Source organism: Micromonospora sp. NPDC050276 (assembly GCF_044459545.1).
In the GTDB taxonomy this organism is placed as follows: domain Bacteria; phylum Actinomycetota; class Actinomycetes; order Mycobacteriales; family Micromonosporaceae; genus Micromonospora.
Map to the genome: position 1 here is coordinate 24,215 of NZ_JBITJA010000011.1, position 26,867 is coordinate 51,081.

General features: G+C 71.0%; 31 protein-coding genes, 2 tRNA genes and 1 other RNA gene. 22 read left to right on the forward strand and 12 right to left on the reverse strand.

Going from position 1 to position 26,867, the window contains the following annotated elements; genetic code table 11:
* Complete coding sequence (locus ACIBF8_RS23250) at positions 1 to 765, reverse strand: M23 family metallopeptidase (protein WP_396785565.1); 765 nt, start codon at positions 763 to 765, stop codon at positions 1 to 3.
* Between the two features lie 65 nt (positions 766 to 830).
* Between ACIBF8_RS23250 and ACIBF8_RS23255 the strand changes: the two genes are divergently transcribed.
* The 4 genes from ACIBF8_RS23255 to ACIBF8_RS23270 all read left to right on the forward strand — a co-directional run bounded on the left by ACIBF8_RS23255 (position 831) and on the right by ACIBF8_RS23270 (position 2,736).
* Entirely contained in the window at positions 831 to 1,220 is a 390-nt protein-coding gene (locus ACIBF8_RS23255) for a hypothetical protein (protein WP_396785566.1), read from the forward strand.
* Between the two features lie 111 nt (positions 1,221 to 1,331).
* Positions 1,332 to 1,499: a hypothetical protein gene (locus ACIBF8_RS23260; RefSeq protein ID WP_396785568.1), complete on the forward strand. Its 168-nt coding sequence runs from the start codon at positions 1,332 to 1,334 to the stop codon at positions 1,497 to 1,499.
* 117 nt (positions 1,500 to 1,616) lie between these two features.
* A complete protein-coding gene (locus tag ACIBF8_RS23265) occupies positions 1,617 to 2,144 on the forward strand; it encodes a tRNA adenosine deaminase-associated protein (protein WP_396785569.1) in 528 nt (175 codons plus the stop codon).
* 145 nt (positions 2,145 to 2,289) lie between these two features.
* Complete coding sequence (locus tag ACIBF8_RS23270) at positions 2,290 to 2,736, forward strand: nucleoside deaminase (RefSeq protein WP_396785809.1); 447 nt, start codon at positions 2,290 to 2,292, stop codon at positions 2,734 to 2,736.
* Between the two features lie 58 nt (positions 2,737 to 2,794).
* Here the strand turns inward: ACIBF8_RS23270 and ACIBF8_RS23275 are convergent, their stop codons facing one another.
* Together ACIBF8_RS23275 and ACIBF8_RS23280 are read right to left on the reverse strand one after the other, a co-directional pair.
* Positions 2,795 to 3,949, reverse strand: a complete 1,155-nt coding sequence (locus tag ACIBF8_RS23275; protein ID WP_396785571.1) for a sensor histidine kinase — start codon at positions 3,947 to 3,949, stop codon at positions 2,795 to 2,797.
* Positions 3,946 to 4,602, reverse strand: a complete 657-nt coding sequence (locus ACIBF8_RS23280) for a response regulator transcription factor (RefSeq protein ID WP_396785573.1) — start codon at positions 4,600 to 4,602, stop codon at positions 3,946 to 3,948. The genes ACIBF8_RS23275 and ACIBF8_RS23280 overlap by 4 nt, the downstream gene beginning before the upstream one ends.
* 140 nt (positions 4,603 to 4,742) lie before the next feature.
* On the opposite strand from ACIBF8_RS23280, the gene ACIBF8_RS23285 reads away from it, so the two are divergent.
* The 4 genes from ACIBF8_RS23285 to ACIBF8_RS23300 are packed head-to-tail and all read left to right on the forward strand — an operon-like array spanning position 4,743 to position 8,234.
* On the forward strand, positions 4,743 to 5,255 hold the full coding sequence (locus ACIBF8_RS23285) for a hypothetical protein (protein WP_396785574.1): 513 nt from the start codon (positions 4,743 to 4,745) through the stop codon (positions 5,253 to 5,255).
* Positions 5,252 to 6,343 carry a peptidoglycan-binding protein gene (locus ACIBF8_RS23290; protein WP_396785575.1) on the forward strand — a complete coding sequence of 364 codons (1,092 nt, stop codon included), beginning with the start codon at positions 5,252 to 5,254 and terminating at the stop codon, positions 6,341 to 6,343. Before ACIBF8_RS23285 ends, ACIBF8_RS23290 begins: the two co-directional genes overlap by 4 nt.
* Positions 6,344 to 6,351: 8 nt before the next feature.
* Complete coding sequence (locus ACIBF8_RS23295; RefSeq protein ID WP_396785810.1) at positions 6,352 to 7,035, forward strand: ABC transporter ATP-binding protein; 684 nt, start codon at positions 6,352 to 6,354, stop codon at positions 7,033 to 7,035.
* Positions 7,035 to 8,234, forward strand: coding sequence for an ABC transporter permease (locus ACIBF8_RS23300; protein ID WP_396785577.1), 1,200 nt, complete (start codon positions 7,035 to 7,037; stop codon positions 8,232 to 8,234). Before ACIBF8_RS23295 ends, ACIBF8_RS23300 begins: the two co-directional genes overlap by 1 nt.
* A gap of 94 nt (positions 8,235 to 8,328) precedes the next feature.
* Here the strand turns inward: ACIBF8_RS23300 and deoD are convergent, their stop codons facing one another.
* Entirely contained in the window at positions 8,329 to 9,036 is a 708-nt protein-coding gene (gene deoD / locus ACIBF8_RS23305; protein WP_074315244.1) for a purine-nucleoside phosphorylase, read from the reverse strand.
* A 75-nt stretch (positions 9,037 to 9,111) separates the two neighbouring features.
* Between deoD and ACIBF8_RS23310 the strand changes: the two genes are divergently transcribed.
* Positions 9,112 to 9,198 (forward strand) — tRNA-Ser (locus ACIBF8_RS23310).
* Between the two features lie 104 nt (positions 9,199 to 9,302).
* Here ACIBF8_RS23310 and ACIBF8_RS23315 read toward each other — a convergent pair.
* Positions 9,303 to 9,878, reverse strand: a complete 576-nt coding sequence (locus tag ACIBF8_RS23315; protein WP_396785578.1) for a TetR/AcrR family transcriptional regulator — start codon at positions 9,876 to 9,878, stop codon at positions 9,303 to 9,305.
* An 84-nt stretch (positions 9,879 to 9,962) separates the two neighbouring features.
* Here ACIBF8_RS23315 and ACIBF8_RS23320 point away from each other — a divergent pair, with 84 nt between their 5' ends.
* Together ACIBF8_RS23320 and ACIBF8_RS23325 are read left to right on the forward strand one after the other, a co-directional pair.
* The gene (locus ACIBF8_RS23320) at positions 9,963 to 10,145 is read left to right on the forward strand and encodes an NAD(P)H-binding protein (protein ID WP_396785579.1); all 183 of its coding nucleotides are present in this window, start codon (positions 9,963 to 9,965) and stop codon (positions 10,143 to 10,145) included.
* Between the two features lie 47 nt (positions 10,146 to 10,192).
* On the forward strand, positions 10,193 to 10,987 hold the full coding sequence (locus tag ACIBF8_RS23325; protein WP_396785580.1) for an SGNH/GDSL hydrolase family protein: 795 nt from the start codon (positions 10,193 to 10,195) through the stop codon (positions 10,985 to 10,987).
* A 145-nt stretch (positions 10,988 to 11,132) separates the two neighbouring features.
* On the opposite strand, the gene ACIBF8_RS23330 is transcribed toward ACIBF8_RS23325, so the two are convergent.
* From ACIBF8_RS23330 to ACIBF8_RS23345, 4 genes are all read right to left on the reverse strand, one after another.
* On the reverse strand, positions 11,133 to 11,627 hold the full coding sequence (locus tag ACIBF8_RS23330) for a hypothetical protein (RefSeq protein ID WP_396785582.1): 495 nt from the start codon (positions 11,625 to 11,627) through the stop codon (positions 11,133 to 11,135).
* A 92-nt stretch (positions 11,628 to 11,719) separates the two neighbouring features.
* The gene (locus ACIBF8_RS23335) at positions 11,720 to 12,274 is read right to left on the reverse strand and encodes a hypothetical protein (RefSeq protein WP_396785583.1); all 555 of its coding nucleotides are present in this window, start codon (positions 12,272 to 12,274) and stop codon (positions 11,720 to 11,722) included.
* Between the two features lie 122 nt (positions 12,275 to 12,396).
* Positions 12,397 to 12,588 (reverse strand): DUF397 domain-containing protein, encoded by a 192-nt coding sequence (locus tag ACIBF8_RS23340; protein ID WP_396785584.1) that lies wholly within the window; start codon positions 12,586 to 12,588, stop codon positions 12,397 to 12,399.
* Positions 12,579 to 13,346 (reverse strand): Scr1 family TA system antitoxin-like transcriptional regulator, encoded by a 768-nt coding sequence (locus ACIBF8_RS23345; RefSeq protein ID WP_396785586.1) that lies wholly within the window; start codon positions 13,344 to 13,346, stop codon positions 12,579 to 12,581. The genes ACIBF8_RS23340 and ACIBF8_RS23345 overlap by 10 nt, the downstream gene beginning before the upstream one ends.
* 197 nt (positions 13,347 to 13,543) lie before the next feature.
* Between ACIBF8_RS23345 and ACIBF8_RS23350 the strand changes: the two genes are divergently transcribed.
* Positions 13,544 to 13,786, forward strand: a complete 243-nt coding sequence (locus ACIBF8_RS23350) for a flavin reductase (RefSeq protein WP_396785588.1) — start codon at positions 13,544 to 13,546, stop codon at positions 13,784 to 13,786.
* Between the two features lie 47 nt (positions 13,787 to 13,833).
* Here ACIBF8_RS23350 and ACIBF8_RS23355 read toward each other — a convergent pair whose 3' ends face one another.
* The gene (locus tag ACIBF8_RS23355) at positions 13,834 to 14,121 is read right to left on the reverse strand and encodes a hypothetical protein (protein ID WP_396785589.1); all 288 of its coding nucleotides are present in this window, start codon (positions 14,119 to 14,121) and stop codon (positions 13,834 to 13,836) included.
* A 417-nt stretch (positions 14,122 to 14,538) separates the two neighbouring features.
* Between ACIBF8_RS23355 and ACIBF8_RS23360 the strand changes: the two genes are divergently transcribed.
* From ACIBF8_RS23360 to ACIBF8_RS23380, 5 genes are read left to right on the forward strand one after another with little or no spacing between them, the layout of a single operon-like run.
* Positions 14,539 to 14,976 carry a YbaB/EbfC family nucleoid-associated protein gene (locus ACIBF8_RS23360; protein ID WP_396785591.1) on the forward strand — a complete coding sequence of 146 codons (438 nt, stop codon included), beginning with the start codon at positions 14,539 to 14,541 and terminating at the stop codon, positions 14,974 to 14,976.
* 4 nt (positions 14,977 to 14,980) lie between these two features.
* Positions 14,981 to 15,307, forward strand: coding sequence for a type VII secretion target (locus ACIBF8_RS23365; protein ID WP_396785592.1), 327 nt, complete (start codon positions 14,981 to 14,983; stop codon positions 15,305 to 15,307).
* Positions 15,304 to 16,005: a WXG100 family type VII secretion target gene (locus tag ACIBF8_RS23370; protein ID WP_396785593.1), complete on the forward strand. Its 702-nt coding sequence runs from the start codon at positions 15,304 to 15,306 to the stop codon at positions 16,003 to 16,005. The genes ACIBF8_RS23365 and ACIBF8_RS23370 overlap by 4 nt, the downstream gene beginning before the upstream one ends.
* Before the next feature lie 10 nt (positions 16,006 to 16,015).
* Positions 16,016 to 16,717, forward strand: coding sequence for a hypothetical protein (locus ACIBF8_RS23375; RefSeq protein WP_396785594.1), 702 nt, complete (start codon positions 16,016 to 16,018; stop codon positions 16,715 to 16,717).
* Positions 16,714 to 17,376, forward strand: coding sequence for a pentapeptide repeat-containing protein (locus ACIBF8_RS23380; protein WP_396785595.1), 663 nt, complete (start codon positions 16,714 to 16,716; stop codon positions 17,374 to 17,376). Before ACIBF8_RS23375 ends, ACIBF8_RS23380 begins: the two co-directional genes overlap by 4 nt.
* Before the next feature lie 71 nt (positions 17,377 to 17,447).
* Here the strand turns inward: ACIBF8_RS23380 and ACIBF8_RS23385 are convergent.
* Positions 17,448 to 17,532, reverse strand: a tRNA-Ser gene (locus ACIBF8_RS23385).
* A gap of 82 nt (positions 17,533 to 17,614) precedes the next feature.
* On the opposite strand from ACIBF8_RS23385, the gene ffs reads away from it, so the two are divergent.
* Together ffs and ACIBF8_RS23395 are read left to right on the forward strand one after the other, a co-directional pair.
* Positions 17,615 to 17,704, forward strand: an RNA gene (gene ffs, locus ACIBF8_RS23390) — signal recognition particle sRNA small type.
* A 182-nt stretch (positions 17,705 to 17,886) separates the two neighbouring features.
* The gene (locus ACIBF8_RS23395) at positions 17,887 to 20,817 is read left to right on the forward strand and encodes a DNA polymerase III subunit gamma and tau (RefSeq protein ID WP_396785596.1); all 2,931 of its coding nucleotides are present in this window, start codon (positions 17,887 to 17,889) and stop codon (positions 20,815 to 20,817) included.
* A 72-nt stretch (positions 20,818 to 20,889) separates the two neighbouring features.
* On the opposite strand, the gene ACIBF8_RS23400 is transcribed toward ACIBF8_RS23395, so the two are convergent.
* Positions 20,890 to 21,561: a DUF998 domain-containing protein gene (locus tag ACIBF8_RS23400; RefSeq protein WP_396785598.1), complete on the reverse strand. Its 672-nt coding sequence runs from the start codon at positions 21,559 to 21,561 to the stop codon at positions 20,890 to 20,892.
* A 203-nt stretch (positions 21,562 to 21,764) separates the two neighbouring features.
* Between ACIBF8_RS23400 and ACIBF8_RS23405 the strand changes: the two genes are divergently transcribed.
* The 3 genes from ACIBF8_RS23405 to ACIBF8_RS23415 all read left to right on the forward strand — a co-directional run bounded on the left by ACIBF8_RS23405 (position 21,765) and on the right by ACIBF8_RS23415 (position 26,825).
* Positions 21,765 to 22,073 carry a YbaB/EbfC family nucleoid-associated protein gene (locus ACIBF8_RS23405; RefSeq protein WP_238433593.1) on the forward strand — a complete coding sequence of 103 codons (309 nt, stop codon included), beginning with the start codon at positions 21,765 to 21,767 and terminating at the stop codon, positions 22,071 to 22,073.
* An 8-nt stretch (positions 22,074 to 22,081) separates the two neighbouring features.
* Positions 22,082 to 22,675, forward strand: a complete 594-nt coding sequence (gene recR, locus ACIBF8_RS23410) for a recombination mediator RecR (protein WP_030328135.1) — start codon at positions 22,082 to 22,084, stop codon at positions 22,673 to 22,675.
* Between the two features lie 106 nt (positions 22,676 to 22,781).
* Positions 22,782 to 26,825 (forward strand): SGNH/GDSL hydrolase family protein, encoded by a 4,044-nt coding sequence (locus ACIBF8_RS23415; protein WP_396785600.1) that lies wholly within the window; start codon positions 22,782 to 22,784, stop codon positions 26,823 to 26,825.
* The last annotated feature ends 42 nt before the right edge of the window (positions 26,826 to 26,867 follow it).

A 26,867-nucleotide genomic window follows, 5' to 3' on the forward strand; every position in this document is an offset into this window, starting at 1 on the left:
TCAGGGCGCCTTCGGGCAGCCGTGTCGGCGTTGCCACGCGGTGACCTCGGCGGCCGGTTCCTCGTTGCCGCCACGCCGCCAGGAGTCCAGGTAACGCGCCGGCCAGATCACCCCGCGCCGGATCCACCAGCCGTCCTTACCGGTGCACGCCGGCGAGATACCGAAGTGCACATGGCAGACGTTGTTCGCGTTGCCGGTGCGGCCCACCTTGCCGAGCTGCTGCCCGGCGCGGACCCGCGCCCCGGCGTCGATGCCGCTGGACACGACACTCAGGTGCGAACCGTAGTAGCGCACCCCGTCGTCGCCGAGCAACGAGACCGACAGGCCGCCGTTGTCCGGCCCCTGTGGCCCACGCTTGCGGTACCGGTCGACGCGGCTCACCTCCAGCACCGTCCCCTCGGTCACCGCCACGAACGGCTCACCGCAGTCGGCGAACAGGTCCGTCGCCGGGTACGCCCCGTGCGTCGGGTGGTAGTCGACGTCGTCGGCGGGTACCGGAAAGACATGCCGCAGCCCGGTGCGGGGTGCCGTCGCCGACGGCCTGGCCGACGACGGCGCCGGGCGGCTCGGGTCGGTCGCCGTCGGCGTGGGCGACTGCGACGCCGGCTGGTCGGCGGTCGCCCAGACCGCCGGTGGCGTCGGCGCGGCGCCGTCGGGCGGCACCCCCGGCCGGGTGGTCGCGCAGCCGGCGGCCAGCACCGGGGCGAGCAGCAGCAGAATCGGGTACGCCGGACGAGCGCGGCGGCTGATCGTCGGCGAGGACATCCGGTCATCCTGACAGAGCCGGTACCGTGGGCACGAGCGGCACGCGTGAGGGGAGGGCAGCGACGGTGACCTTTGTCCGACCCGAGCCCGGCCCCGATCTCGGTGCGGCCCGCCCGGTGCCGCATACGCCGTCGGGTCTCTTCCCCTCCGGACCGCCGGCCCGGCCCACCTACCGCGAACCGCACCCGATCACCGGTGGTGGCGTCGCCGCCGGTGGCGGCGCGGCGGCCGGTTGGCTGCTGCTGTTCGGCCTGCTCGGCACCGATGTGGCCAGCTACGCGTGGTGGACGGTGGTCGCCGGTCTGCTGGCCTGGGTCACCGCCCTGGTGTTGGTCCGTTACGGGGACCGGGGGGTGGCCACCGGGGTCGCCATCGTCACGGCGGGTGGTTGGAGCATCGCCGCCGCCGTGGTGGCGGTCCGCTGGGCCACCAGTGGTGACTGGCCGCTGTGGTGACCGGCACGGACAGGCCTCGAAACGGCCGCCGATGACTGCACGGTGTGCCCGGTTGGCTGCGTAGCGAACGCCGTCTTGACGTGGCCGCCGAGACTCGGCACGCTCAGGACTATGGCCTGGACCACTCCGCGGCAGGATTCCGATCGCAGCCGCCGCCGCCTGCAGTTGCTGGCCGAGTTGGCGGGCGCCCGGGCGGTCCGCCAGCGCAGCCGACCGCAGCGGCAGCGCACCGAGCGTCTGCGCCAGCTCATCGCCACCCGCCGTCGGGTCGCCGGCTGATCCGACTTTGTCAGGAATGACCCGCCCTTCGGGGCGTTGACGGGTCGCCCGACGACCCGACCGGCTAACGTGCACGCGTAACGAGTCGACGCTGTGTCGAGGGCTATTGGGGGGACCGTGTCGTACTTCGCTGCGGCCGTGGTGCGCGACGACAGTGGCTGGACCGCCGCCGAGGTCAGCCTGCGTGGCGCCACCGACATCGACGAGGTTGCTGACCGGCTGCGGGACGTCGACCAGGAGGCCGACGTGTCGCTGCTCTTCGTCGAGGCCGACGACGCGTACCTGGTGATCCTGCGCCTCGACGAGGGAGAGGACCTACGGGTGTTCGGTTCGGACTCCGCGTACGCCGAGGAGTCGCAGCTGGGGTCGCTGCTGGTCGGTGACCTGAAGACCTCGGTCACCGGGCTCGACGGTGACGACGAGCCACGCCCGGTGACCACCGGTGACGACGAGAGCGAGCAGCCCGTCGTCGATCCCGAGGCCGACCCGGTCGGTGTCGCCGACCTGCTGGCCAACCTGGGCATCTCCGCGCAGAGGCTGCTGACCCTCTGCACCCACGAGGGGATGATGCCGGCGGACGTCACCGCCGAGATCTGCCAGGTGCTCGGCTGCGCCGACGAGGTCGAGGAGCTGCGTGAGGTCTGAGCCGGCCGACGCCACCGATCCGTCGCTGGAGTCGATCCGGCCGGGCCAGCCCACCCCCGGTGTGGTGGGCCGCGCCGGCCCCGGTGCCCACGAGGGCCTGGCCGACCCGGGCGAGGTCGGCCGACGGCAGCGGCACGAGCTGTGGATGCGCCGCGCGCTGGAGATCGCCGTCGCCGGCCCGCCGGTCGACGACGCGGTCAGCACCGACGTCGACGACGTGCCGGTGGGTGCGGTGCTCTACGGGCCGGACGGCACCGAGCTGGCCACCGGCCGCAACGAGCGGGAGCTGACCGGCGACCCCACCGCCCACGCCGAGGTGCTGGCCCTGCGCCGCGGTGCCGACCGCACCGGCCGGTGGCGGCTGGACGGCTGCACCCTGGTGGTCACCCTCGAACCCTGCACCATGTGCGCCGGGGCGCTGGTGCTGGCCCGGGTCTCCACCGTCGTGTTCGGCGCGTGGGAGCCCAAGACCGGTGCGGCCGGATCGCTCTGGGACGTGCTGCGGGATCGTCGGCTCAACCACCGCCCCGAGGTCTACGGCGGCGTGCTGGAGGCCGAGACCGCCACCGTCCTGCGCGCGTTCTTCCGCTGAGGCCCGGCACCGGTCGGCCCGCCGGCAGGGTGACCGTGAGCTGCGGCCGGGCCGCCGATCAGGCCGGCGGCAGGGTGACCGTGACGATCAGGCCGCCGGCCGGACGGGGCTGCGCCTCAGCGGTGCCGCCGTGGGCCCGGGCCACCGCGCGGACGATGGACAGCCCCAGCCCGAAACCCCGCGCGCCGGCGACCCGCTCCCGCGACAGCCGACGGAACGGCTGGAACATCGTCTCGACGTCGTAGCCCGGGATGACCGGGCCGGTGTTGGTCACGGTGAGGGTGGGCCGGCCGTCGACCAGCCCGGTGCGCACCTCCACCCAGCCGTCGGCGGGAAGGTTGTGGCGCAGCGCGTTCTCCACCAGGTTGAAGGTGAGCCGCTCCAACAGCACCGGGTCACCGCTGGTCGGCGCCGGGGCCAGGGCCCGCCGAACCCGCACGTCGGGTGCCTGCTTCCCGGCCTGATCGGTGGTGTGCGCGCAGACCTCGGCCAGGTCGACCGGCGTACGCTCGGTCAGCTCGTTCTCCGAGTCGGCCAGGGTCAGCAGGCCGTCGATCAGCCGCTCGTGGCGTTCGTTGACCGCCAGCAGTGACTCGCCCAGCCGCCGGGTCTCCGCCGAGACGTCCGGGCGGGTGACCGCCAGCTCCACCAGGGCGCGGTTGAGCGCCAGCGGCGTACGCAGCTCGTGCGAGGCGTTCGCCACGAACCGGCGCTGCCCGTCGAAGGAGCGGTCCAACCGTTCCAGCATCTCGTCGAACGTGTCGGCGAGTTCGCGTACCTCGTCGGGAGGGCCGGTGAGTGCGATCCGTTCGTGCAGACCACGCCCGGCGGTGTCCGCGCCGGCGATCCGTCGGGCCGTGGCGGTGATCTGGTGCAGCGGCTGCAACGCCCGGCCGGCGAGCAGCCAGCCGAACGCGATCGCCACCGCCGACACCACGATCAACGCGATGCCGCCCTGGGTGAGCAGCGACTCCAACGCGTTGCGCTTCGCCTCGTCCTGCACCTCCTGGACCAGGGCGCGCAGATTGTCGATGGTCTGCCCGCTGGGGGTCGTGGTGGGGGTCTTCGGCAGGTCCCGCAGTTTCACCCCGAACGGCTGCGGCATCCGCTGATCCACCAGCACGTACGTGACGGCGAGCAGGACCACCCCGGCCAGCAGGAAGAGCCCCCCGTAGATGAGGGTGAGCCGGGCGCGGATCGTCAGGCGTTTCATCGGATCTGGTACCCCGACCCGGGGACCGTCTCGATCACCGGCGGGTCGCCGAGTTTGCGGCGCAGCTTCATGACCGTCACCCGGACCACGTTGGTGAACGGGTCGATGTGCTCGTCCCAGGCGCGTTCCAGCAGCTCCTCGGCGGAGACCACCGCGCCGTCGGCGCGGAGCAGTTCGGCCAGCACCGCGAACTCCTTGCGGGACAGCGCCACGTGCCGGTCGTCCCGGCGTACCTCGTGTCGGGCCGGGTCGAGCTGGATGCCGGCGCGACGCAGCGTTGGCGGGGCCGCCGGACGGGCCCGGCGGGTCAGCGCGTGCACCCGAGCCGAGAGCTCGACCAGGGCGAACGGCTTCGTCAGGTAGTCGTCGGCACCGAGCGCCAACCCCGCCACCCGCTCCCGGACGGCCGCCGACGCGGTCAGCATCAGCACCCGGGTCTCCCCGCCCGCGTCCACGATTGCCCGGCACACGTCGTCGCCGTGCACCACCGGGAGGTCCCGGTCCAGGACCACCACGGCGTACTCGTTGACGCCGAGCCGTTCCAACGCGGCGTCCCCGTCGTACGCCACGTCCACCGCGAACGACTCCCGGCGCAGCCACTCGGCGATGGCGTCCGCCAGCACGTTCTCGTCCTCGACCACCAGCACTCTCACCCCTCCATGGTGCTCGGGGTGCGGTAACGGCGGCATAACCGCCGACGGTAACGCCGGGGATACGTCCGCTGCCGTGCACTTGTGCCATGTTCGGCGAACCGCGCCGGACCTGAGCGGAAGCGGACACCATGCGACGACACATGCTCGCGATCCCCGTCCTGCTCGCCCTGGCGCTGGCCGGGTGCGGCGCGGGAGGCGACGACGGCGGCGGGGTCGCGACCGCCGGTGGGGCGAAGGCCGGTGCCACGGCCAACGGCACACCGGTCAGCGACTCGGACCGGCAACTGGCCTTCGCCCGGTGCATGCGGGAGAACGGGGTGGACCTGCCCGACCCGGAGCCGGGCAGCCGCCCCGGCTTCCGGTTCGGCGCGAACGTGGATCAGCAGAAGGTCCAGGCGGCCATGGAGAAGTGCCAGGACAAGCTGCCCAACGGCGGGCAGGGGCCGCAGCTCAACCCCGAGCAGGCCGAGCAGATGCGCACGTTGGCCAAGTGCATGCGGGAGAACGGCGTGCCGGACTTCCCGGACCCGGACGCCGACGGACGGGTCCGGATCGGGGCGGCGGACAACGCGATCAACATCGGCGACCCGGCCATGAAGGCCGCGCTGGAGAAGTGCCGGCAGCACGCGCCGCAGTTCGGGGGTGGCCGGTGACCAGCACCATCCGACGCTCGCGGCTGCGCGCCGCCGTCACCGGCGGTGTCGTGCTGCTGGTCGCCGCCGTGGGCGTGGTCGCCGCGGTGGGCTTCGGCGGCGGTGCCGACGGAAGCCGCGCCGAGGCCGGCGGCGCGCCACCGGCCACCGCCACTGTCACCCGGCAGACCCTCGCCGACTCGGAGACCGCCGACGGTGAGCTGGGGTACGGCACGACGCGTACCGCCACGGCGAAGCTCAGCGGCACCGTCACCGGGTTGGCCGCGACCGGGTCGACGGTACGTCGGGGCAAGCCGCTCTACCTGGTCGACAACGAGGAGGTGGTGCTCCTCTACGGCGGGCTGCCCGCGTACCGGACGCTGGCCCCCGGCGTGGAGGGTGCCGACGTCACGCAGTTCGAGCGGAACCTCGAAGCGTTGGGCTACACCGGCTTCACCGTCGACGACGAGTACACCGGTGCCACCGCGGACGCCGTCCGGGAGTGGCAGGAGGACCTGGGGCTGGCCGAGACCGGTCGGGTCGAGCCGGGGCGGATCGTCTACGCCGACCGGGAGGTCCGGGTGGAGAGCCACCAGGCCGACGTCGGCGACCTCACCCAGCCCGGCCAGGCGGTGCTGACCTACACCGGCACCAGCCGGGTGGTCACCGTCGAGCTGGACGTGGACGACCAGCGGTTGGCCAAGCGTGACGCGAAGGTCACCGTGCGGCTGCCGGACGGTCGCGCGGTGGGGGGCACGATCAGCACCGTCGAGACGGTCGTCCAGGCCGGCGCGGCCGGCGCCAATGGGCAGTCCGGCGAGGCCGAGACGAAGATCGAGGTGACCGTCGCGGTGACCGACCCGAAGGCCCTCACCGGCTTCGACCAGGCCAGCGCGGACGTCACCTTCACCGTCTCGGAACGCCGCGACGTGCTCACCGTGCCGGTGGCGGCGCTGTTGGCGCTCGCCGAGGGCGGCTACGGCGTCCAGGCCGCCGAGGGCGACGGGAGCCGGATCCTCGCGGTGACCACCGGGCTGTTCGCCGACGGCCGGGTGGAGATCAGCGGCACGGGCATCACCGAGGGCACGACGGTGGTGGTGCCGAGGTGAGCGGCGAGGTGATCGTGCTGGACCGGGTCAGCAAGCGGTACGCCGGCGACGTCGTCGCGTTGGACGACGTGTCGCTGCGGATCGGCTACGGCGAGTTGGTCGGGATCGTGGGTCCGTCCGGCTCGGGTAAGTCGACCATGCTGCACCTGATCGGCACCCTGGACCGGCCGTCGTCGGGCAGCGTGCTCATCGACGGGTACGACGTGGCGAAGCTGACCGACCGGGAGCTGTCCGCGCTGCGGGCCACCCGGATCGGTTTCGTCTTCCAGCAGTTCCACCTGGCTCCGGGAGTTCCGGTCGTGGACAACGTGGCCGACGGGTTGCTCTACTCCGGCGTACCGCTGCGGCGGCGGCGCGACCGTGCGGAGGCCGCGCTGGTGCGGGTTGGCCTGGGCCACCGGTTGGGGCACCGACCGCACGAGCTGTCCGGCGGTGAACGGCAGCGGGTGGCCGTGGCCCGCGCGGTGATCGGTGAGCCGGCGGTGCTCCTCGCCGACGAGCCGACCGGCAACCTCGACTCGCACTCCGGTGCCGGCGTGCTGGAGTTGCTGCACGATCTGCACCGGGCCGGCACCACCGTCGTGGTGATCACCCACGACCGGGAGATCGCGGAGAGTCTGCCCCGCCAGGTGCGGATGCGCGACGGCGCGGTGCGGCACGACTCGGCCTTCGCGTCGGGCGGGGTCGGCTGATGGCGGCACTGACGCCGGCCCGGCTGGGACCGGCGGACGTCCTGCGCGTCGGCGCAGTGGGGCTGCGGACCCGTCCGCTGCGGGCGTTCCTCTCCGCGTTGGGCATCGCGATCGGCATCGCCGCGATGATCGCGGTCGTCGGCATCTCCTCGTCGTCGCGGGCCGAACTGGACCGGGCGCTCGACGCGCTCGGCACCAACCTGCTCACCGTCGAGCCGGGCAACACCCTGTTCGGCGAGGACGCACAACTGCCCGAGGAGTCGATCGCGATGATCGGCCGGATCGGCCCGGTGACCGAGGTGACCGCGACCGGGCAGGTCTCCGACGCCAAGGTGTACCGCTCGGACCGGATCCCGGCGGCGGAGACCGGTGGCATCGCCACCCAGGCGGCCCGGCTGGACCTGCTCGGCACCGTCGGGGCCGAGGTGGCCACGGGTACCTGGCTCAACGAGGCGACCGCCCGTTATCCGGCGGTCGTGCTCGGCGCCACCGCGGCGCAGCGGCTCGGGATCACCGCGGCGGACCCGCAGGTGCAGGTGTGGCTGGGCGGGCGGCCGTTCACCGTGATCGGCACCCTCGCCGCCGCGCCACTCGCCCCGGAACTGGACACCTCGGCGCTGGTCGGCTGGCCGGCGGCGACCGACTACCTGGGCTTCGACGGCCACCCGACCACCGTCTACACCCGGGCGCAGGAGTCGCAGGTCGAGGCGGTCCGGTCGGTGCTCGGCGCGACCACCAACCCGGAGGCGCCGAACGAGGTCGAGGTGTCCCGGCCCTCGGACGCGCTGGCCGCCGCCGAGGCGACCGACGACGCGTTCACCGGCCTGCTGCTGGGCTTGGGCGCGGTCGCCCTGCTGGTCGGTGGGGTCGGCGTGGCGAACACCATGGTGATCTCGGTGCTGGAACGGCGGGCCGAGATCGGTCTGCGCCGGTCGCTCGGCGCAACCCGGGGTCAGGTACGCACCCAGTTCCTCGCCGAGTCGCTGCTGCTCTCCGCGTTCGGCGGGGTCGGTGGGGTGGTGCTGGGCATCCTGGTCACCTCGGGCTACGCGCTGTCGCAGCACTGGCCAACCGTGGTGCCGGCCTGGGCGATGCTCGGCGGGGTGGGCGCGACCCTGGTGATCGGCGGCTTCGCGGGCCTCTACCCGGCGGTGCGCGCCGCCCGCCTCGCGCCGACCGAGGCGCTGGCGGCCGTCTGACCTCTACGGCTTGTTGTGCAAGAGCGTGATGACTGTCCGGCATATCTATGCCACACAGTCATCACGCTCTTCGCGGTGCTGCCGCCCGAACAGGTCAGGCGATGATCGTGTCGAGGGCGATCTCGACCATCTGGCTGAAGGTCTGCTCCCGCTCCTCCGAGGTGGTCTTCTCGCCGGTCTTGATGTGGTCGCTGACGGTCAACACGGTCAGCGCGCGGGCCTTGAACCGAGCGGCGATCGTGTAGAGCGCCGCCGACTCCATCTCCACCGCCAGCACCCCGTAGTCGGCGAGGGTGTCGTAGAGGTCCGGCCGGTCGGTGTAGAAGGCGTCCGCCGCCAGGATCGGCCCGACGTGCATGGTGATGCCGCGCCGCTCCGCCACCTCGACCGAGGTACGCAGCAGCCCGAAGTCGGCCACCGGGGCGTAGTCGATCAACCCGTCGAAGCGCATCCGGTTCATGTTCGAGTCGGTGGACGACCCGATCGCCGCCACCACGTCCCGCAACTGCAGGTCGGTGCTGAGGGCGCCACACGAGCCGACCCGGATCAGCGTCTTCACGCCGTACTCGTTGATCAGCTCGTGGGCGTAGATGGAGGCCGACGGCATGCCCATGCCGGAGCCCTGGACGGAAACCTCGACGCCGTTCCAGCGGCCGGTGAAGCCCAGCATGCCCCGAACCGTCGAGTAGCAGGTGGCGCCCTCGAGGTAGGTCTCCGCGATCCACTTGGCCCGCAGGGGGTCGCCCGGCATCAGGACCCGCTCGGCGATCTCGCCCGGCTTCGCGCCGATGTGCGTACTCATGGCAAAGATCCTGCCAGGCCGGCCCGGGCGATACCGGTTCGGCGTCCGAACCGGCGGTCCTGTACCCTCGTCGGCGGTGGCGTGTCCGAGCGGCCTAAGGAGCACGCCTCGAAAGCGTGTGAGGGTTAACGCCCTCCGAGGGTTCAAATCCCTCCGCCACCGCTCTGAAATGCGAGAACGCCCGGCAGATCCGTGAGGATCGGCCGGGCGTTCCGTCGTTTCGAGATCGCTGGTCTCATCGCTCTCGGGCTGCGGCCGGCGCAGGATCAGGTCAGTGGGCGGACAACCGCCTGGGCCAGCACCTCGGCGAACGTGCGGGGGGCCGCGACCGCGTCCGGCCCTTTGGCGTAGTAGCGCAGGAACGCCTCGTGGAAGCACGCGCCGATCAGTAGAGACGCGGCCGCGTCCGGGTCCGCGTCCGCGTTGATACGCCCGATGGCCTGCTCGGCCCGAAGGTAGGTGGCGAAGATGGCGACCGCCTTGTCAGGGCCGCCGCCGTGCCGGCTCATCGCCACCCGGTGCGCCGCCATTCGCTGCGGGTCGGCGAGAAGCGCCCCCAGCATCGGGATCGACTGCTGGTAGAAGTCCAGGACCGCGTGCGCGAGTTCGGCGAGGTTGTCCTCGACGTCGCCTGCACCGGGGAGGACCGAGACCCGGGACAGGCCGGGCAGCCTCTCCTGGAGGACGGAGAGCAGCAGTCGCTCCTTGTCTTCGAAGTACTTGTAGAGCGTGGGCTCCGAGACCTTCGACGCCTGCGCGATCTCTTTGGTCGTGGCCAGCGCCACTCCCCGTGTTCGCAGAATCTGCGCAGCCGCGTCAAGGATCCGTTCCCGGGTGCTCATGCCGCCCCATCTCGCTGATTGACAGGTTAGTGATTACTAGCCCAGTATGGGGGTTAGTAATCACTAACCCCCCGGAGGGTATGTATGCGCGTCACCGTCTTCGGCGCGACCGGCGGCACCGGACAACACCTCATGCGTCAGGCACTCGCCGTCGGCCATCACGTCACCGCTGTCGTCCGGGACCCGGCCCGCCTGCACCACGCGGACCACCCCCGACTCGAACCCGACCCGACCACCGTCGGCCACACCATCAGCCTGGGGTACTGATCATGAAGAAACTGGTACTCACCGCCCTGTGCCTCCTGCTGGTCGGCGTGCTCGGCGCCGGGGGTGCCGTCGGGTTCCTCACGTTCGTTCGGGCGCCCGTCAACCCGCCGGCTGAAGCCTGTGCCGATGAGCACACGTCAGACTCGCGGCCCGTCGTTGTGGCGGCCGGCGCCAGCATGACCCAGGGCACGCTCGGCGCGGACTGGGTGGGCGCACTCCGCGCCCGGCCCGAACTTCACGGATATGAGTTCGTCAACGCGGGCGTCAACGGCAGCACCAGCGCCGACCTTCGGCAGCGGGTCGATACCGACATCCTGGCGTGCCACCCGAACGCGGTCACGATCCTCGTCGGCACCAACGACGTGCGCGATGGCGTCTCACTGAATCAATACCGGGACAATCTCAACGCGATCGTGGACCTCATCAAATCCCGTGCCACCGCCCGAATCGCGTTGATGTCCCTGCCCCCGCTCGGGGAGGACCTGGACACCGCGATCAATCGAAAGCTCACTGCATACAACACCGCGATCAAAGAGGCCGCCGCCCGCGCCCAGGCCGACTACCTGCCCGTGTACGAGCAGATGGTGGAGTTCCTCCAGCAGCGCGGCAGCGACCCGGCGCCGTACGACTTCAGCTTTGCACTGGCGTTCGGTGCCGCGACCCAGCACTACCTGTTCGGACATAGCTGGGACGACGTCGCCCGCAACGGTGGACGTGAACTGCTCGTCGACCACATCCATCTGAACGACCGGGGCGGTGCGATCATCACCGATCTCGCCGCCCAGTGGCTGTCCGAGACTCAGTTGCGGCCCTCTGGCTCGTTCGCACCTTCCGGCGGGTGATTCACAACAGGCCGCGCGGGTGACGACGACGCTGTTGTCACGACGACGCTGTTGTCACGACGACGCTGTTGTCACGACGGCGTTGCTTGACGCGTCGAGCGGGTCGGTCCACTCCCGACCGACCCGCTCGGCGCACGGTTCAGGTTCAGCACGGGCCGGCGCCCTCGTCGAAGAGGCGGCGGGCCCAGTCGGCGTACCCGGCGATGGTTTTTCGGACCGTGCGCCCGTCGTGCAGGAACAGGTACGCGCGGTCGCCGCTGCGGGCGAGGAGCCCGTCGAGGCGGTGTGTCCCCTGTGGAGCGCGAAGGCGGCTGACCTCGGGGTAGCGGTCCCAGACCTCGTCGATGGGTGAGCCCGCCGTGATGCCCTCCGGTGTCCGCATCGGGTCGCCGACCCAGAGCAGGACGAGTTTGTCCTCCACGAAGACCGGGCTGACCGTGTCGTGGCCGGCGAGCACCGGCCCGCAGGCATCCAGGCTGGTACGCAGGATGCCGCGTCGGGTCAGCTCGTCCTCGGTGGCACCGAACTCGATGTTGCGCAGGCCGTTCAGGTCGATGATCTCCACGCTGCCGGCGGGCCGGCCGTCCGGAATCGGCCCGGTTGGCGGTACGCCGCTGCCAGCGATCGAGGCAGCCGTCATCAGCGTGGCGATAAACGCAAATTGTCGCAATTTCATGGAATCCCCCAGTCCCCAACGGAGTGGGAGCGTTCAGGTTGCTGCCGGTAGCCGGATTACTGATTTTCCCACTGCTCGACCAGTTCGTCCCAGTAGTCGGCGCTGAGTCGACGCCGCCCGTGCGCCAGCCAGCCGTCGGTGTTCCGCTCCAGGTGCAACCCCAGTTCGGCGAACGGGTCGATCCAGGTGCCGGGCTCGACGCCGAGTCGGGTCAGCGCCCCGTTGATCGGCCACTGCTCGCGCGGTGCGTTCAACTCGTCGTCGAAGCGTGGACCCCAGGACAGCACGCCGCCCAACCACACCGCCGCCGACTGGTAGCCGACGCCACCACCGAACTCCGCCTCCAGATACGCCACCGGCCCCGACTGTGACCAGCGGCTCAGCAACTCGACAAGCGCTGGCGACAGCACCAGGCCGAACGGGCGCTCGGCGCTCCGGTCGTCCGTCGCGAAATCCGGCAGCGATCCGGTCAGCTCCACCACCAACTGCGGGGTGATCGGCAGCAACGCGAAGTCCTGGCGCAGCTCACCGAGGACCGCGTGATCCAGCTCGGCGGTCTGGTCGCGAAGCAGTTCGGCGTCCGCGACCACCGCGCTGAGCTGGTAACCCATCGAACCCTCCGCCACCCACAGCCTGTGGATAGAACATGTGTACGACGGATCCCGGTGGCCGTCGGCCCTCGAACGCTACCGGTCGCTTCCCGGCGACCAAGATCTCGACGGAGTGGGACCGGTCAGGCCCGCCGGGCGAGCTGAGTGACGAACGCGCGCCAGGCCGCGGGCGCGAAGGCGAGCGCCGGGCCGGTTGGGTCCTTGGAATCCCGTACGCCCACGACGCCGGGCAGGTTGTCGGCGACCTCGACACAGGCGCCGCCGTTGCCGCTGCTGCGGCTGCTCTTGCGCCACCGGGCGCCGTTCAGCTCCATGACTCCGCCACTTCCTGGATGAGGTCGACCGACTGCCAGTGGGACAACGCCTCCCCGCGCACGTTCTCCCATGCCGCCATCATGGCCGCGATGTCCTCGGGGTCGCTAGCGACTTGTCCCTGGAGTTGGTTGTCGAGGTAGCCGGCGACCCGGTGGTCGTGGCCGTGCGCGATCACGAACGGCCCGTTGAGGCCGGCATAGGCGCCGACCGTGCTGGGCACGACGTGCACCCGGATGTGCGGCTCGGCGCACGCCGCCGCCACGGCCAACAGTTGCTCGCGCATCGTCGCCCGACCGCCCACCGGGCGGCGGATGACCGCCTCGTCGACGACCGCCGTGAACTGCGGCGGGTCATCCCGCTTGAGCACGCCCTGCCGGCCCAGTCGGACGGTGAGATGCCGGTCGATCTCACCCCGGGGGATCAGGCCCGCACCGCCCAGCACCGCACGGGCGTACGCCTCGGTCTGGAGCAACCCCGGCAGGACTGTCGACTCGAACCAACGAAGCGACACCGCCTCGCGCTCGATCTCCTGCCACGGACGAAACCAGATGGGGTCACGACGTCTTGAAGTGTCCGGCCAGATGTCCGACACGTCCTTGTGCAGCGCCTCCGCCGCCGCCAACCGGTGCCGCGGATGCGGGATGCGGTCCTCCGTCAGCCAGCGCCCCACGGTCTTCGGGTCGACGCCGACGGTCTCGGCGAGGGATTCGGTGGTGTGCCCGGTGTCGCTGAGCGCCACCCGAAGCGCGTCGTTCACGGCTCCTCCATCGGATGTCTTGGATATCTGGAGACCATATCGCTACGCGGTGTATCTGTCTCGTAACTCTCCCAAGGGTGGTCCATAGAAGACGGCGCGATCGGTGGAGGTGCAAGAGCCCGGCGGTCCGCGTCAGTCCGGGGTCGCCCCGACGGGGAGGCGGGGCGACCCCGCCCACCGCGAAGGAGGTCCGCCCCATGCCCCGCCGCCGCTATCGGAACCACCTGCCGACCCGGCCCACCTGGCGCTGTGCCGCCTGCGGCATCGCCTGGCCCTGCTCGGCGGCGAAGCTGCGGCTGCTCGGCGAATACCGGCACGACCGGCTCGCGTTGACCGTCTACCTGGCGACGCTGCGAACAGAGGCCGCCGAGCAGCTCGCCGACGTCGAGCCGGCCCGACTGACCGACCGCTTTCTCTCCTGGGCCCGCGCCCGCGCCTGACCGAGCTTGGGCCCCCGGGGCCCGGCTGCCCCGCAGATGGGGCAGCTCTACAGGTGAGCATCCGGGGCATACCCCCGGTGCGCCCCCGAGCGTCGGGGCCGCCAGATCGCCACGTCGATGTCGCGCCGCCGTTCGGCGAAGCGGCCGTGCCGTGCCGCCGTCATCAAAAGTTGGCGCAGGTCTGCCTCGAAGGCCGAAAGTCGGTCGGCGAACAGGTGCGGTGCCGCACTGGACAGCGAGAACACCGCCGAGACGACCTCATCCACCGAGCGTTCCACCACCATCCCCTGTTCGACAGTGAAGCGGGTGGGGCCGGCGAAGCCCGCCGCCCGCATGATCTCCGCCTCGCCGGAGGGGGTGCCCGTCGATAGCAGCCCCTGCCCGGCCCGGCGAGCATGTCCCGGTCCGCGTCGACCCCCACCGCCGCCTCGAAAAGGGGCGCGAGCAGGAGCGTCACCGATCCGGGGCCGCAGCCGACGTCGAGGAGCCGGCCGGTGCCGTCGAGGTCGAGTGCCGCGCCGATCGCCTCGGCGAGGCTGGGCGGATAGGGCATCCGGCCCACGCTGTAGTGGCTGGCGCTGCCCGCGTACAGGGTCTCGTCCCACTCCCACGTCGCAGCAGCCATGACGTCGATGAGACCACAGGGCGGACCGTACGGGTGGCCACCGCGTCCCAGGTGGACGGTCGTGCCGACCTTCTCATGTTAATCTCCCTCAGCTAAGCATGATCACCTTGAGCGACCGAGGGGACACATGACGGCCGAGGTTCCACCTGCGGGGGGACTGCTGGATCCGGGCGGCGCCATGGATCGGCTCGCCGAGTGGAAGGGTCGCCTGGACCAGCTGGCGACCGCCACCGACGCGATGAGCGACCGCATCCAGGAACTACGAGTGACGGCCGCCGACGACAACGGGCTGGTGGAGGTCACGGTCGACTCCGTGGGCGCGCTCGTCGATCTGCGACTGGGCCAGCGGGTGCAACGGGTCGCCCCCGATGTCGTCGCCCGGACGATCATGGCCACGATCGCCGCGGCCAAGCGGCAACTCGCCGACCGCGCTCAGGAGATCATCGGCGACACGCTGGGCACCGATTCGCCCGCCGCGCGGGCCATCGCCGAACGCGTCGGGCAGCAACTGCGCGATGCCGAGCCCTCGGTCGGTGGCCAGGACGAGCAGCACGGCCGGTGGTGAGGCGGTGACCGGCGGATTCGAGGTCGACGCCGAGCAGATCCGCCAGCACGCGCGCAACATCGAGGCGCTGCGGGCGCGCTTCGGCGCGGTCAAGAACGCCAGCGCGCACATCACCCAGGACGACGCGGCGTACGGGCTGCTGTGTGGGTGGATCTCCGGGATCCTGGAGAGCCGGCACAGTCGGCAGGACGAGCTGATCGCGTACGCCGAGGAGAACCTGTCCCTGGTCGTGCAGGGCCTGCGCACCACCGCCGACAACTACGCCAACGCGGATGTGGACTCCCACAACACGATCCGCCAGGTCGGCAGCCAACTGGACCCGGCGTCATGACCGACGCCTCGCTCATCGCCGACGTAGTGTCGACCCGTAAGCCCTGGACCGGCGCGGCCGCGGCGGACAGCTTCCAGGGTCTGGTCGACGCCATCCACAGCGAGGGTTGGGTCGACGACCTCCTGGCCGGCGCGGCGTTCGGCGTCGAAGCCGTCGCGACGGTGCTGGACCCGTTCAGCGCTCTGCTCGCCAACGGGCTGGGCTGGGCGATGGAGTACTTCGAGCCGCTGCGCGAGATCCTCGACCAACTCACCGGCATGCCCGACGTGGTCACCTCACACGCGGCGACCTGGAACAACATGGCCGCCGAGCTGGAGAGCATGGCCACCGACCTGAAGACACACCTCGGGGCGGACATGCCCGGCTGGCAGGGGCAGGCCGCCACGGCGTACCAGGCGCTGATGGCGCACAACGTCACCGGGATCGACGCGCTGAGCGGCATCTCCGCCGCGATGGCCGCCGCGACCCAGGCCGCCGGGAACCTGGTGGCGTTCACCCGCGACATCGTCCGCGACCTCATCGCCGACCTGGTGGCCCGCGTGATCGTGTGGGCCATCGAGGCGATCTTCGTGGTCACCATCCCGGCGATCGCCGCGTCGATCGTGGCGGCTGTGGTCAAGTGGGCCGGACGCATCCTCACCTACGTCGGGGCGCTGATCTCCAGCCTCACCAACCTGTCCAAGCTGCTGAACGGCTAGGGCGCAGACGATGGCGAAGCCCAAGACGCCTCCCGGCGGGAACGGTGACGGTGGCACTCCGTCGCGTCCCGGTGACGGCGACGGTGACATCCCGGGACAGCGGCACCGCACCTCCAGCGAGGTGCCCGAAACCGTCACCGGCGGGCAGGACTTCGCCACCGAGGAGTTCAAGCTCGGTCGGCCGGGCGGCGACTCCGGCGACCCGCCGGGCCGCCCGTCCGGCGGGGACGACGGATACCAGACCCCCAAGCCCGGCACGCCCGAGTACGAGCGGCGGTTGGAGGAACTCGCCGCCGACCCGGCCCACAACGGCAACATCAGCGCCAAGTCCCGGATCGAGGCCGAGGTCGGGCTCGCGGCCGAGGCGGACGGGAAGATCCCGGGGCCGATCCGGCGGGCCGAACTCGACAACTCGGATCCCGCATTCCAGAAGGACCAGGGTGAGTTCTTCGATTCCAACGGGCAGAACTGGGACGTCAAGTCTCCCAATGATTTGTTCCCCGCTGGGCGGCGGGCCGGTGAGCCGATGCCCGAGGGTATGAAGGGGCGCTACGATGGCGAGGAGTTCGAGCAGAAACTCGCCGACGAGGTCGCCGGTGGCCAGAACGTCATTCTCAACACCCGGAGCCTGTCGCCGAGTGCGTTGGCCGATCTCAAGGCGCGGGTCGCTGGTCGACCGGAATGGGACGGCAAGGTGGTGTTCGACAAATGAGCAGATATAAGCGTGCCAGCGGTGACGTGATCCGCTGGCCAGACAGCCCGGACGCGCGAGAAGCGCTTGAGGAGTGGTTCGCCGACCCGGCGCCGGCGGCGTACCTCTCCGGGGATTTTCTTGATTTTCGCGGGGCGGACCTCAGCCGTCTCGACCTGGCCGGCGCCTATCTCGCCAATTCCCACCTGGTCGGCGTCCGATTCGAGGAGGCCAACCTCGGCGACGCCAACCTGACCAACGCCGAGTTGCAGGGCGCGGATTTCTCCTTCGCCGACCTGGCCAAGGCGGAAATGGTGGGTTGCTCGGCCGGTAAAGCGCTGTTCCGCTCGGCTCGGCTGTTCGCTGTGCAACTCGACGACGCCGTTCTGGAGGGGGCGGATCTCCGGCACGCCATTCTCAATTCCGCCAAGCTCTACAAGACCGATCTGCGCGGCGCCAATCTTGAGTTGGCCAGCCTGCGCTGGTGCACGCTGGGCGGCACGAGCATGCCGACGGTGTTGACCGGCGCGAGGATGTTCGGCTGCCAGCTCGAGGGCGCGAAGGGTGCCGTCGTCGGCCCGGTCCTCGTCGACGAGGAGGCGACCCGGTCCGTCGGCGGCGCCGAGTTGGAGGCGTGGCTCTCGGGGCAGGGCGCGGAGCACGTCCAGGTGGTGGGCTGACGCCACCGCACAGACGACTCAGGGCCGGTCCCCGTTGGGGCCGGCCCTGTCGTTCGTGCTGCTCAGGCGAGCGGAGGATACGAGATTCGAACTCGTGAGGGTGTAAACCCAACACGCTTTCCAAGCGTGCGCCCTAGGCCTCTAGGCGAATCCTCCGCGAGCCAGGATACAGGCCGCTGTCGGCCGGGCCACCCCACCACCCCCTGAAGATCGACGGGCGGTCGGGTAGGCTTGGCGTCACCTCCCGTGCGGCGGTATCTCGTGAACCTCCCCAGGGCCGGAAGGCAGCAAGGATAAGCGAGCTCTGCCGGGTGCACGGGAGGCCTTTTTCGTCTGTGGGCCGGTTGATCCACTCGACATCCGTGATGTCGCGGTGTCCCGGGCACACCGACACCCCGATTTTCAGGAAGCCGAGTCGATCAAGCCTGAAGGCCCAGGCGCCCCGGGGTGGTGGGTGGTCACCCGCGCCCGACCGGCGCAGAATGGCTCGGTCGAGAGGAGGCGGGACGAGTGACGTTGGCGCTCTACCGCAAGTACCGGCCGCGTACCTTCGCTGAGGTAATCGGTCAGGAGCACGTGACCGAGCCACTGTCGCAGGCGCTGCGCAGCGGACGGCTCAACCACGCCTACCTCTTCTCCGGCCCGCGCGGCTGCGGCAAGACCTCCAGCGCCCGGATCCTGGCCCGCTCGCTCAACTGTGAGCAGGGCCCCACTCCCGAGCCGTGCGGCAAGTGTGAGTCCTGCCGCTCACTGGCCACCGACGGCGCCGGCTCGATCGACGTGATCGAGATCGACGCGGCCAGCCACGGTGGTGTCGACGACGCCCGAGAGCTGCGCGAGCGCGCCTTCTTCGCGCCGGCCAGCAGCCGCTTCAAGATCTACGTCATCGACGAGGCGCACATGGTCTCGACCCAGGGCTTCAACGCCCTGCTCAAGCTGGTCGAGGAGCCTCCCGAGTACGTCAAGTTCATCTTCGCCACCACCGAGCCGGAGAAGGTCCTCGGCACGATCCGGTCGAGGACCCACCACTACCCGTTCCGGCTGATCCCACCGAAGGTGCTCCGCCCGTACCTGGAGCAGCTCACCCAGGCCGAGGGCGTCGCCGTCGAGCCGGCGGTCTTCCCGCTGGTGGTCCGCGCCGGCGGCGGCAGCGCCCGGGACAGCCTCTCCGTGCTCGACCAGCTCATCGCCGGTGCCGGCCCGGAGGGCGTCACCTATGCCCGGGCCGCCGCGCTGCTCGGCGTCACCGACGCGGCGCTGATCGACGAGATGTGCGACGCGCTGGCCGCCGGGGACGGCGCCGCCGCGTACGCCACCGTCGACCGGGTGGCCGAGGCCGGGCACGACGCCCGCCGGTTCGCGTCGGATCTGCTGGAGCGGCTGCGCGACCTGATCGTGCTCCAGCAGGTACCGGACGCCGCCGCGAAGGGCCTGATCGACGGCCCGGCCGACCAGATCGAGCGGATGGCCGCCCAGGCTTCGCAACTCGGCCCGGCCACGCTCTCCCGGTGCGCCGACATCGTGCACGACGGTCTGGTGGAGATGCGCGGCACCACCGCGCCCCGGCTGCTGTTGGAGCTGATCTGCGCCCGGATGCTGCTGCCCGGCGTGGACGACTCCACCGGCGGCCTGCTCCAGCGCCTGGAGCGGATGGAACGCCGACTCACCCTGGGCGGCACCGACGCGCCGTCGGCCGCCGCCGGCTCCGCGCCCGCCACCCACCCAGGGGTACGCCCACAGCCCGCCACCCCGGTCCCGGCTGCCGCCACCCCGGCACCGGTGAACGCCCCGACGTCCGCACCGCCGTGGACGGTCGACCCTGCGGCGTCACCGACCCGGAGCGTTGCCGCCTCGGGCGCTGCCGCCTCGGGCGCTCCCGCCTCGGGCGTTGCCGCCTCGGGCGCTGCCGCCTCGGGCGCTCCCGCCTCGGCTGCTCCTGCCTCGGCTGCTTCGGTCTCCGGGGCGCCGGCCTCGTACGTCTCGGCGGCCGACTCGCCGATCCCGGCGTCCCCTGGTGTGTCGACCGGTTCGGCCCCCGCCGACCAGGCCGCACCCGTCGCGCCCGCCGGGCCGGCCCCGCGTCGCGTGGTGCCACCGTCGGCGGTGCTTCCCGACCCGGCCACACCCGCGCCGCCCCGGCCGGGTGCGCCGGCCGCCGCGTTGGACGCGGTCGCGGTCCGCCGCGTCTGGCCCGACGTGGTCGGCAAGGTCAACCGGACCAACAAGCGGATCGCCGCCCTGATGCGCGACGCGGTGGTCCGTGAACTCGACGGCGACATGCTGGTCCTGACGGTGAAGTCCACCGTGCTGGCCAAGATGATGGCCGACCACGCGGCGGTGCTCACCGACGCGCTCTACGAGGAGTTGGGCGGGCGCTGGCAGATCCGATGCGAGGTGGCCGGCGAGCGCGGGGGCGTGTCGTTATCCGGCCCGTCGCGCTCGCAACCCACCGCACCGGCCCGACCCGCCGCGCCGCCAACCACGCCGGACACGCGGCCCGCCGGGCCTCCGCCTGCCGCCGCCGCCCCGACGAGCACACCGCCCACCGCAGCGAACTCGAACGCCGCGCCTGCTTCTAGTGCCGCGCCAGCTCCGAACGCCGCGCATGGTTCGAACGCCGCGCATGGTTCGAACGCCGCGCTGCCTACCGCGGCGAACCCGACCGGTGCTGCCGGCCCAGCTTCGCGTGGCGGTGTCGGCGCGGGTCCCGGCGGTCACGGTGCCGGTGGGCAGGGCGCGGTGCCGTCCGCCCCGGCGACGGACGACGAGGACGACTGGCCGGAGGCGGCCCGCCCCGGCGGCAGCGCCCCGGCCGCCGAGGCGACTGATGACGAAGACTGGCCAGAGGCCGCCCGACCCGGCGGCGCGTCGGCCGAGTCGGGCCCCGGCGGCTCCCACTCCGCACCGACGTCGACCGGCGCGAACGGCGGCGGCGTAAACGGCAGCGCCGCGAACGGCGGCGGCATCAGCGGTGGCACCACCACCAGCGGTGGCGCGAACGGCACCGGACCAGGCGGTTCGGGCGGCCCCGGCGCAGCGGCCGGCGCCGGCAAGCCGGGCGGGCGGGGTAACCCGGCACCGGCGGCCCGGCAGCCGGCGACAGCCGGTGGTGCACCGGTGAGCAGCGCCATCGCCGCGGCTCGCGCGGCGGCGGCGGGGCGCGGTGCGCGTACCGGAGCGGCAGCCCGACCCATCGCGGACGCCGAATGGGCCGGCGAGCCGCCCTACGACCCGGACTTCGACGGCCCGGCGCGGGGTGGCCGGCCGGGCGGCGCGGCACCGGCGGCGACCCCGGCCTACGAGGGGTTCGACCCGGGCGACGAGCCGTTGGACGAGATCATCGACGAGAAGACAGCGCGGGAGTCGAGCGAGGAACAGGCGGTACGACTGCTCCGGGAAACCTTCGGCGCCGAAAAGATCAACGAAACCGACGCCCGCTAAACCCCCACCCCACCCCGCCCCTCGTGTCGGCGATCTTGCGGTTTCGGTCGCCGTCTTGCGCAGAATGCCCTCTTATGTCGGGGCAGAAAGTGCAAGATCGCGCAGGGGTGGGGGCTCGGCTAGGAGGACTCCCAGGACGCAGGCCCAGAGGGGGAAGGGTAGGACGGCGACGCGTTCCAAGCCGCCTACGCCGATACCGACACCCTGCTGGGCGAAGAACAGCGCTGTGCCGGCCAGGGCGATGAGCCCGGCGGTGAGGGTGAGCCGTCGCCGCCGGCCCAGCGTGGTGGTGCCCGGCGCGAAGCCGGCGAGGAGCAGGCCGACGTTGCCCACCCCCATGATCAGGAATGCGCCGAGGACGTGCAGGTTCTCGTCGACGTCGGCCGGGTACGCGGCTGCCAGGGCGTATCCACCGCTGGCCAGCAGCAGGAGCGTCTGGGCCGAGCGCACCACTGGGCCGCGACCGAGGACCCGCCAGGTCAGCAGTAGTCCGGTGGCGAGCAGTACGGCGGTGGTCAGGGTCGCGGCGTTCATCAGGGGGTGCCACGGCGAGCAGACGTAGCGGGGGCGGGTGGTGTCCCAGCCGCCGCAGTGGGTGTTGCCGAGGTCGCTGATGTTGTGGATGGCCCAGTTGTAGGTCGGTTCGCGCCACCGCAGCCCGGTGATCAGGCTGGCGACGAGGAAGATGGGTGCGGCCGCGACCCAGGACAACGCGCCGACCCGGCCGATGCGGTTGAGGTTCATGCCACGAGCAGACCAGCGTGGCGGGTCGCGGCGCACTACCAGCAGATGGCCGGTTCGAGGTAGGGGTAGCCGTACCCGGAAGGGCCCGGCGTGGGCGGACGCACCGGGCGGGGCGAGGTCGGTCCCAGCGGATAGGCTGAGCGGCGGTCGAGCAGACGAGTGCGAGAAGGAGCCATCCCGTGCGCCCAGGTGGACAGCCGAACATGCAGCAGATGCTGAAGCAGGCGCAGAAGATGCAGCAGCAGATCGCCGCCGCCCAGGCCGAGTTGGCCGAGGCCGAGCTGACCGGCACCGCCGGTGGCGGGCTGGTCACCGCGACCGTCTCCGGCGCCGGTGAGCTCAAGGCCATCAAGATCGACCCGAAGGCCGTCGACCCGGACGACGTGGAGACGCTGGAGGATCTGGTCGTCGCGGCCGTGCACAACGCCGCCGAGGCGGCCCGGGAGCTGACCGAGCGCAAGATGGGTCCGGTCGCCGGCGGCATGGGCGGCCTCGGCCTGCCCGGTTTCTGAGCCGGCAGATGTACGAAGGTGCCATCCAGGATCTGATCGACGAGCTGGGTCGTCTGCCGGGCGTGGGCCCGAAGAGTGCTCAGCGGATCGCGTTCCACGTCCTCTCGGCGGATCCGGCCGACGTCAACCGGCTGGCCGGCGCGCTGCGCAAGGTCAAGGAGCTGGTCCGGTTCTGCACGACCTGCTACAACGTGGCCGAGTCCGAGCAGTGCCGGATCTGCCGCGACCCGCGTCGCACCGACGAGGTGCTGTGCGTGGTGGAGGAGCCCAAGGACGTGGTGGCCATCGAGCGGACGGGTGAGTTCCGTGGTCGCTACCACGTGCTGGGCGGCGCGATCAATCCGTTGGAGGGGATCGGCCCGGACAATCTGCGCATCCGGGAGCTGATGATCCGGCTCGGTGGCGGCGGCGTACGGGAGTTGATCCTGGCCACGGATCCGAACACCGAGGGCGAGGCGACCGCCACCTACCTGGCGTTGATGGTGAAGCCGATGGGCATCTCGGTGACCCGGCTGGCCAGCGGGTTGCCGGTCGGCGGCGATCTGGAGTACGCCGACGAGATCACCCTCGGTCGGGCCTTCGAGGGCCGCCGGGCCGTCTGACCGCCATCGCGATGATGGCTGGACGGTGAGCCGGTGATGGCACTCAGGTGACCTCCGTCGGGAGGATGTGGACTCTTCTCTCCCGCATTCCGCGACGGAGGTCGCCGTGCGCCGGTTCCTGGCTCCCCTACTCGGACTCGCGGTGTTGACGCCGCTGGTTCCGTCCCCACAGGCGGCCTCGGCCGCCTCCGTCGTCCCCTCCACGTCGACCACCGTTGGCCGACCGGCTGACCCGACCCGACCGGCTGACCCGACTCGACCGGCTGGCCCGACCCGACCGGCTGGCCCGACCCGACCGGCCGACCCGGACCGGGTCATCGATCCCGACCGGCGGCTCGGCACCACCTGGCGGCGTTCCGCCGACCGGGTGGTCACCACCTCGTCCGACGAAACCGGTCTGCACGTGCTGGTGGCGGACGGCAAGGAGGCGTACCGCTGGCGGACGGCCGCCACGCTCGGTGAGCCCGGCCTGCCGACGGACCAGTGGATCGGGCAGGTCTGCCTGACCGGCTCCGGTCGACGCGCGGTGGCGGTCTACGCGCCGCGTGAATTCACGAACCGGGAGAACCTGCTCAACGCGGGAGCCTTCGCGGCGGTTATCGATCTGGACACGGGCGCTGTCACCAAGCTGCCTGAGCGCTACTCCCTGGCCTATCACAATCCCGGCTGTGGGGCGGGAGAGGCCGCGGTGCTGTCCCGCCTGGAGCTGCCGGCATCCAAGCGGGCCGGAACGGCGGCGCGGACCACGCTGGCCAGAGTGGACACCCGCAAGCCGGCCGCCGCCCAGAAGATGGTGTCGCCTGGTCAGCTCACCTCGGCCATCCCCGTCGGTGACGAGATCGTCGCGGCCAAGGGCGACGCTCTGCTCACCCTCGACCGCCGAGGGGCGGTCCGGGCGACCCTCCGGACCGGCGGGTCGCCGTTCCGGTTGATGGCGGACGGTCGCCGGGACGTGGCCCTCCAGGTGGCCCGGGGGGACGAGGTCGATCTCACGCGGATGTCCGGCGGCAAGCTGGCTTCGGTGGCGACTGTCCCGACGGGCACGGTCAAGCTGCGTGCCGGTGGCGACGGTCGAGTCTTCGCCGTGGGCGGCCAGGCCGCAGGCCGGCTCGTCGGCAAGCGCCTGCCCGCCGGGTGGAGCACGATCGACGCGCTGCCTGACAGCGACGTCTCCCGCACCGGTGACCTGGTGGTGAGCAGGGCCGTCACCGGTCGGGAGGCCGCCGGGTCGATCGGGGGTGCGCCGAGCGACGGGCGGACGGACCGGGTCGACATCACAGCCCGGCTGCGTTCGGGCGGTGAGGTCGCCTTCACGGTGCTGCCGAGTGGGAGCACCGGGCGGGCGGCTCCGGCGGCGGGCGCGGGCAGGACGGGCAACGCGACCACCTTCGCCGACCCCAGTCCGGAGACCGTGGCGTACGACCTCGACGGCTCCTGCGCGGTGCGCCGCAACGATCCGGCCATCCAGGTGTACCAACCGACCCGTGAGCAGGTGGAGTGGGCGGCCGACCTGGCGGTACGCGGGCAGTTGACCTTCCAGCGGGCGGCCAACTGGGCCAACAACGGCCTGCCGGCGTACTCGCCGCAGGGGATGTTCCCGTCGATGACGCTCACCGGCGGCGGCAACGTGCCGGCGCAGGTGTTCCTGGGGATCCTGGCGCAGGAGTCGAACCTGTGGCAGGCCAGTTTCCACGTCGTGGACGGTCTGGCCGGGAACCCGCTGACCAGCCTGGGCTACTACGGGCTGGATCTGATGAGCCCGGACTACACCAAGATTGACTGGACGAAGACCGACTGTGGCTATGGCGTCGGTCAGGTGACGTCGGGGATGAAGAAGAGTGACACCGACCAGTGGCTGGCGGGCGTGCAGTGGGACGCGACGAAGCAGAAGGCGGTGGCACTGGACTACACCGTCAACGTTGCAGCCGGCCTGCGGATCCTGCAGGACAAGTGGAACCAGACCCGGAACGCCGGGCTGATCGCGAACAACGGCGACCCGAGGTACATCGAGAACTGGTGGTTCGCCATCTGGGCGTACAACACCGGTTTCTACAGCCAGATCCCACAGAGCCCCACCTTGCCCTGGGGGGTGGGCTGGGCCAACAACCCCTCCAACCCCAACTACCCGGCTGATCGGAAGATGTTCCTGACCCAGCCGCTGGACGTGCCGGGCGCCACCCCGCCCGTCGACGACCAGGTCGGTTACGACAATGCCAAGCACCCGAACCACTGGTCGTATCCGGAGCGGGTGATGGGCTTCGCCTACACCTCGCTGCGCCGCTACAACTACGAGACCGGCAACTACAGCGCGACGTACGCCACCGCGCAGGAGCGCAACAAGCTTGTCGCCCAGCCGGAGCGGTTCACCTTCTGCGTGCCGGCTCAGAACGCCTGTGACCCGAACGTGTCGGAGGTGCCGGGCGACTATCCGACGGAGAAGCCGGGCCCGTGCACCCGGGACGACCTCAAGTGCTGGTGGCACTCGCCGGTCACCTGGACGGACTGCTCGGTCAACTGTGGTCTGGAGAACCGGCGATACACAAGCGTCGAGCCCCGCCCGTACGGCTCCAGCATCTACGACTCGCAGTGCAGCCGAGACGGACTGCCGAGCAACGCGCTGATCATCGACGACATCGACAGTGCCTCCCCGCTCGGGCCGCAGGGCTGCCAACGGGACTACACGCCGGGGGGCAAGTTCTCGTTCAACTACCCGTCCCGGGTCGGGCCGAACAACGTGACCATCTACCCCGGCAAGGTGGACACCCACCAGATCGGCGGCGGCTTCGGCGGTCACTTCTGGTTCACGCACACCCAAAAGGCCGACACGGCGCCGGAGAAGGTCACCGGGCGATGGACGCCCACCACCCGACTCAACGGCTGGGCCAAGGTCATGGTGCACATACCCGACCATGGAGCGCACACCCAGCAGGCGAAGTACGTGATCAACACGGGGTCGGGGCAGAAGACCCGGTACATCCCCACGCGGACCGAGGCGCACCGCTGGGTGACCCTCGGGACGTATCAGTTCTCCAACACGGGTGCCCAGTCGGTGGAGCTGAACAACATCAGCGAGGACGGCAACGGCACCGAGGACGTGGCCTGGGACGCCCTCGCGTTCGTCCCCCTGAGCGCCAAACCCCGACACTTCGTGGTGGCCATGGGTGACTCGTACGGCTCTGGCGAGGGCGTGGGCAGCTACTACTACGAGACGGACAACAACTACGGCAGCCGGGCCTGGAACGCCTGCCGCCGGAGCACCAAGGCGTGGCCGCTGTTGACCCGTCTTCCCGGTTCGTCGAGTTCGATCTCCAGTCGGCTTGCCAGCCACGACCAGAGCCTGGACTTCCAGTTCGTCAGCTGCTCGGGGGCGACGGCGGACCAGATGCAAAGCACGGGTACGCCGAGCTACTGGCAGAACCCACCCAGTGCCATCGGTGACTACGGATACGAGGCGGAGGGGCAGTTCCGGGAGATGTCCCAGATCGAGTCCGGCGTGCTGGACGGCAACACGACATTGGTGTTGCTGTCGGCTGGCGGCAACGACGCCAACTTCCCCGGCACCATGACCAAGTGCGCGGAGGAGGCCTGTGACACCGCCAGCTACGAGACGTTGGTGCAGCAGCGGATCGACAGCGCGCAGTTCGAGGTGCGTCAGTTGATCGACGCGGTGGCCGCGAAGGCGTCCAACGCCACGATCATGCTGGTTGGCTATCCGCGGATCTTTGCCAGCTACTACCAGGACTCGTGTGTCTTCGGCCGGTACACGGCAGGTGAGATGGGGATGATCAACAGGTTGGCGATCTACATGCGGGACGCGCAGCGGACCATGGTCGACACGGCGCGTGCGGCCGGGCGGAAGGTGCAGTTCACCGACATGGTTGAGGGCATGCTCGACCACGGGACGTGCCGCAAGTACGACCTCGGCCACGACATTCTCGTACCTGACGACATCAACGGGGTGGTCGCCGGTCCCGAGGGTGAGGGCGACTTCCGGATGGTTGCCAATGACGACTACGCGACCTGCGTCGGCTGGATCACGGCCGGCTTGAACGTCTGCATCAGCCGGGCTTCCTTCCACCCGAAGGACACCGGCGCGGTGACATACTCCAACGCCGTGACGTCACGATTGTCGGCGGTGGGCTACAACTGAGTGGTTCGGTGGGTCCGCGTGACGAGCGCGGACCCACCGGCG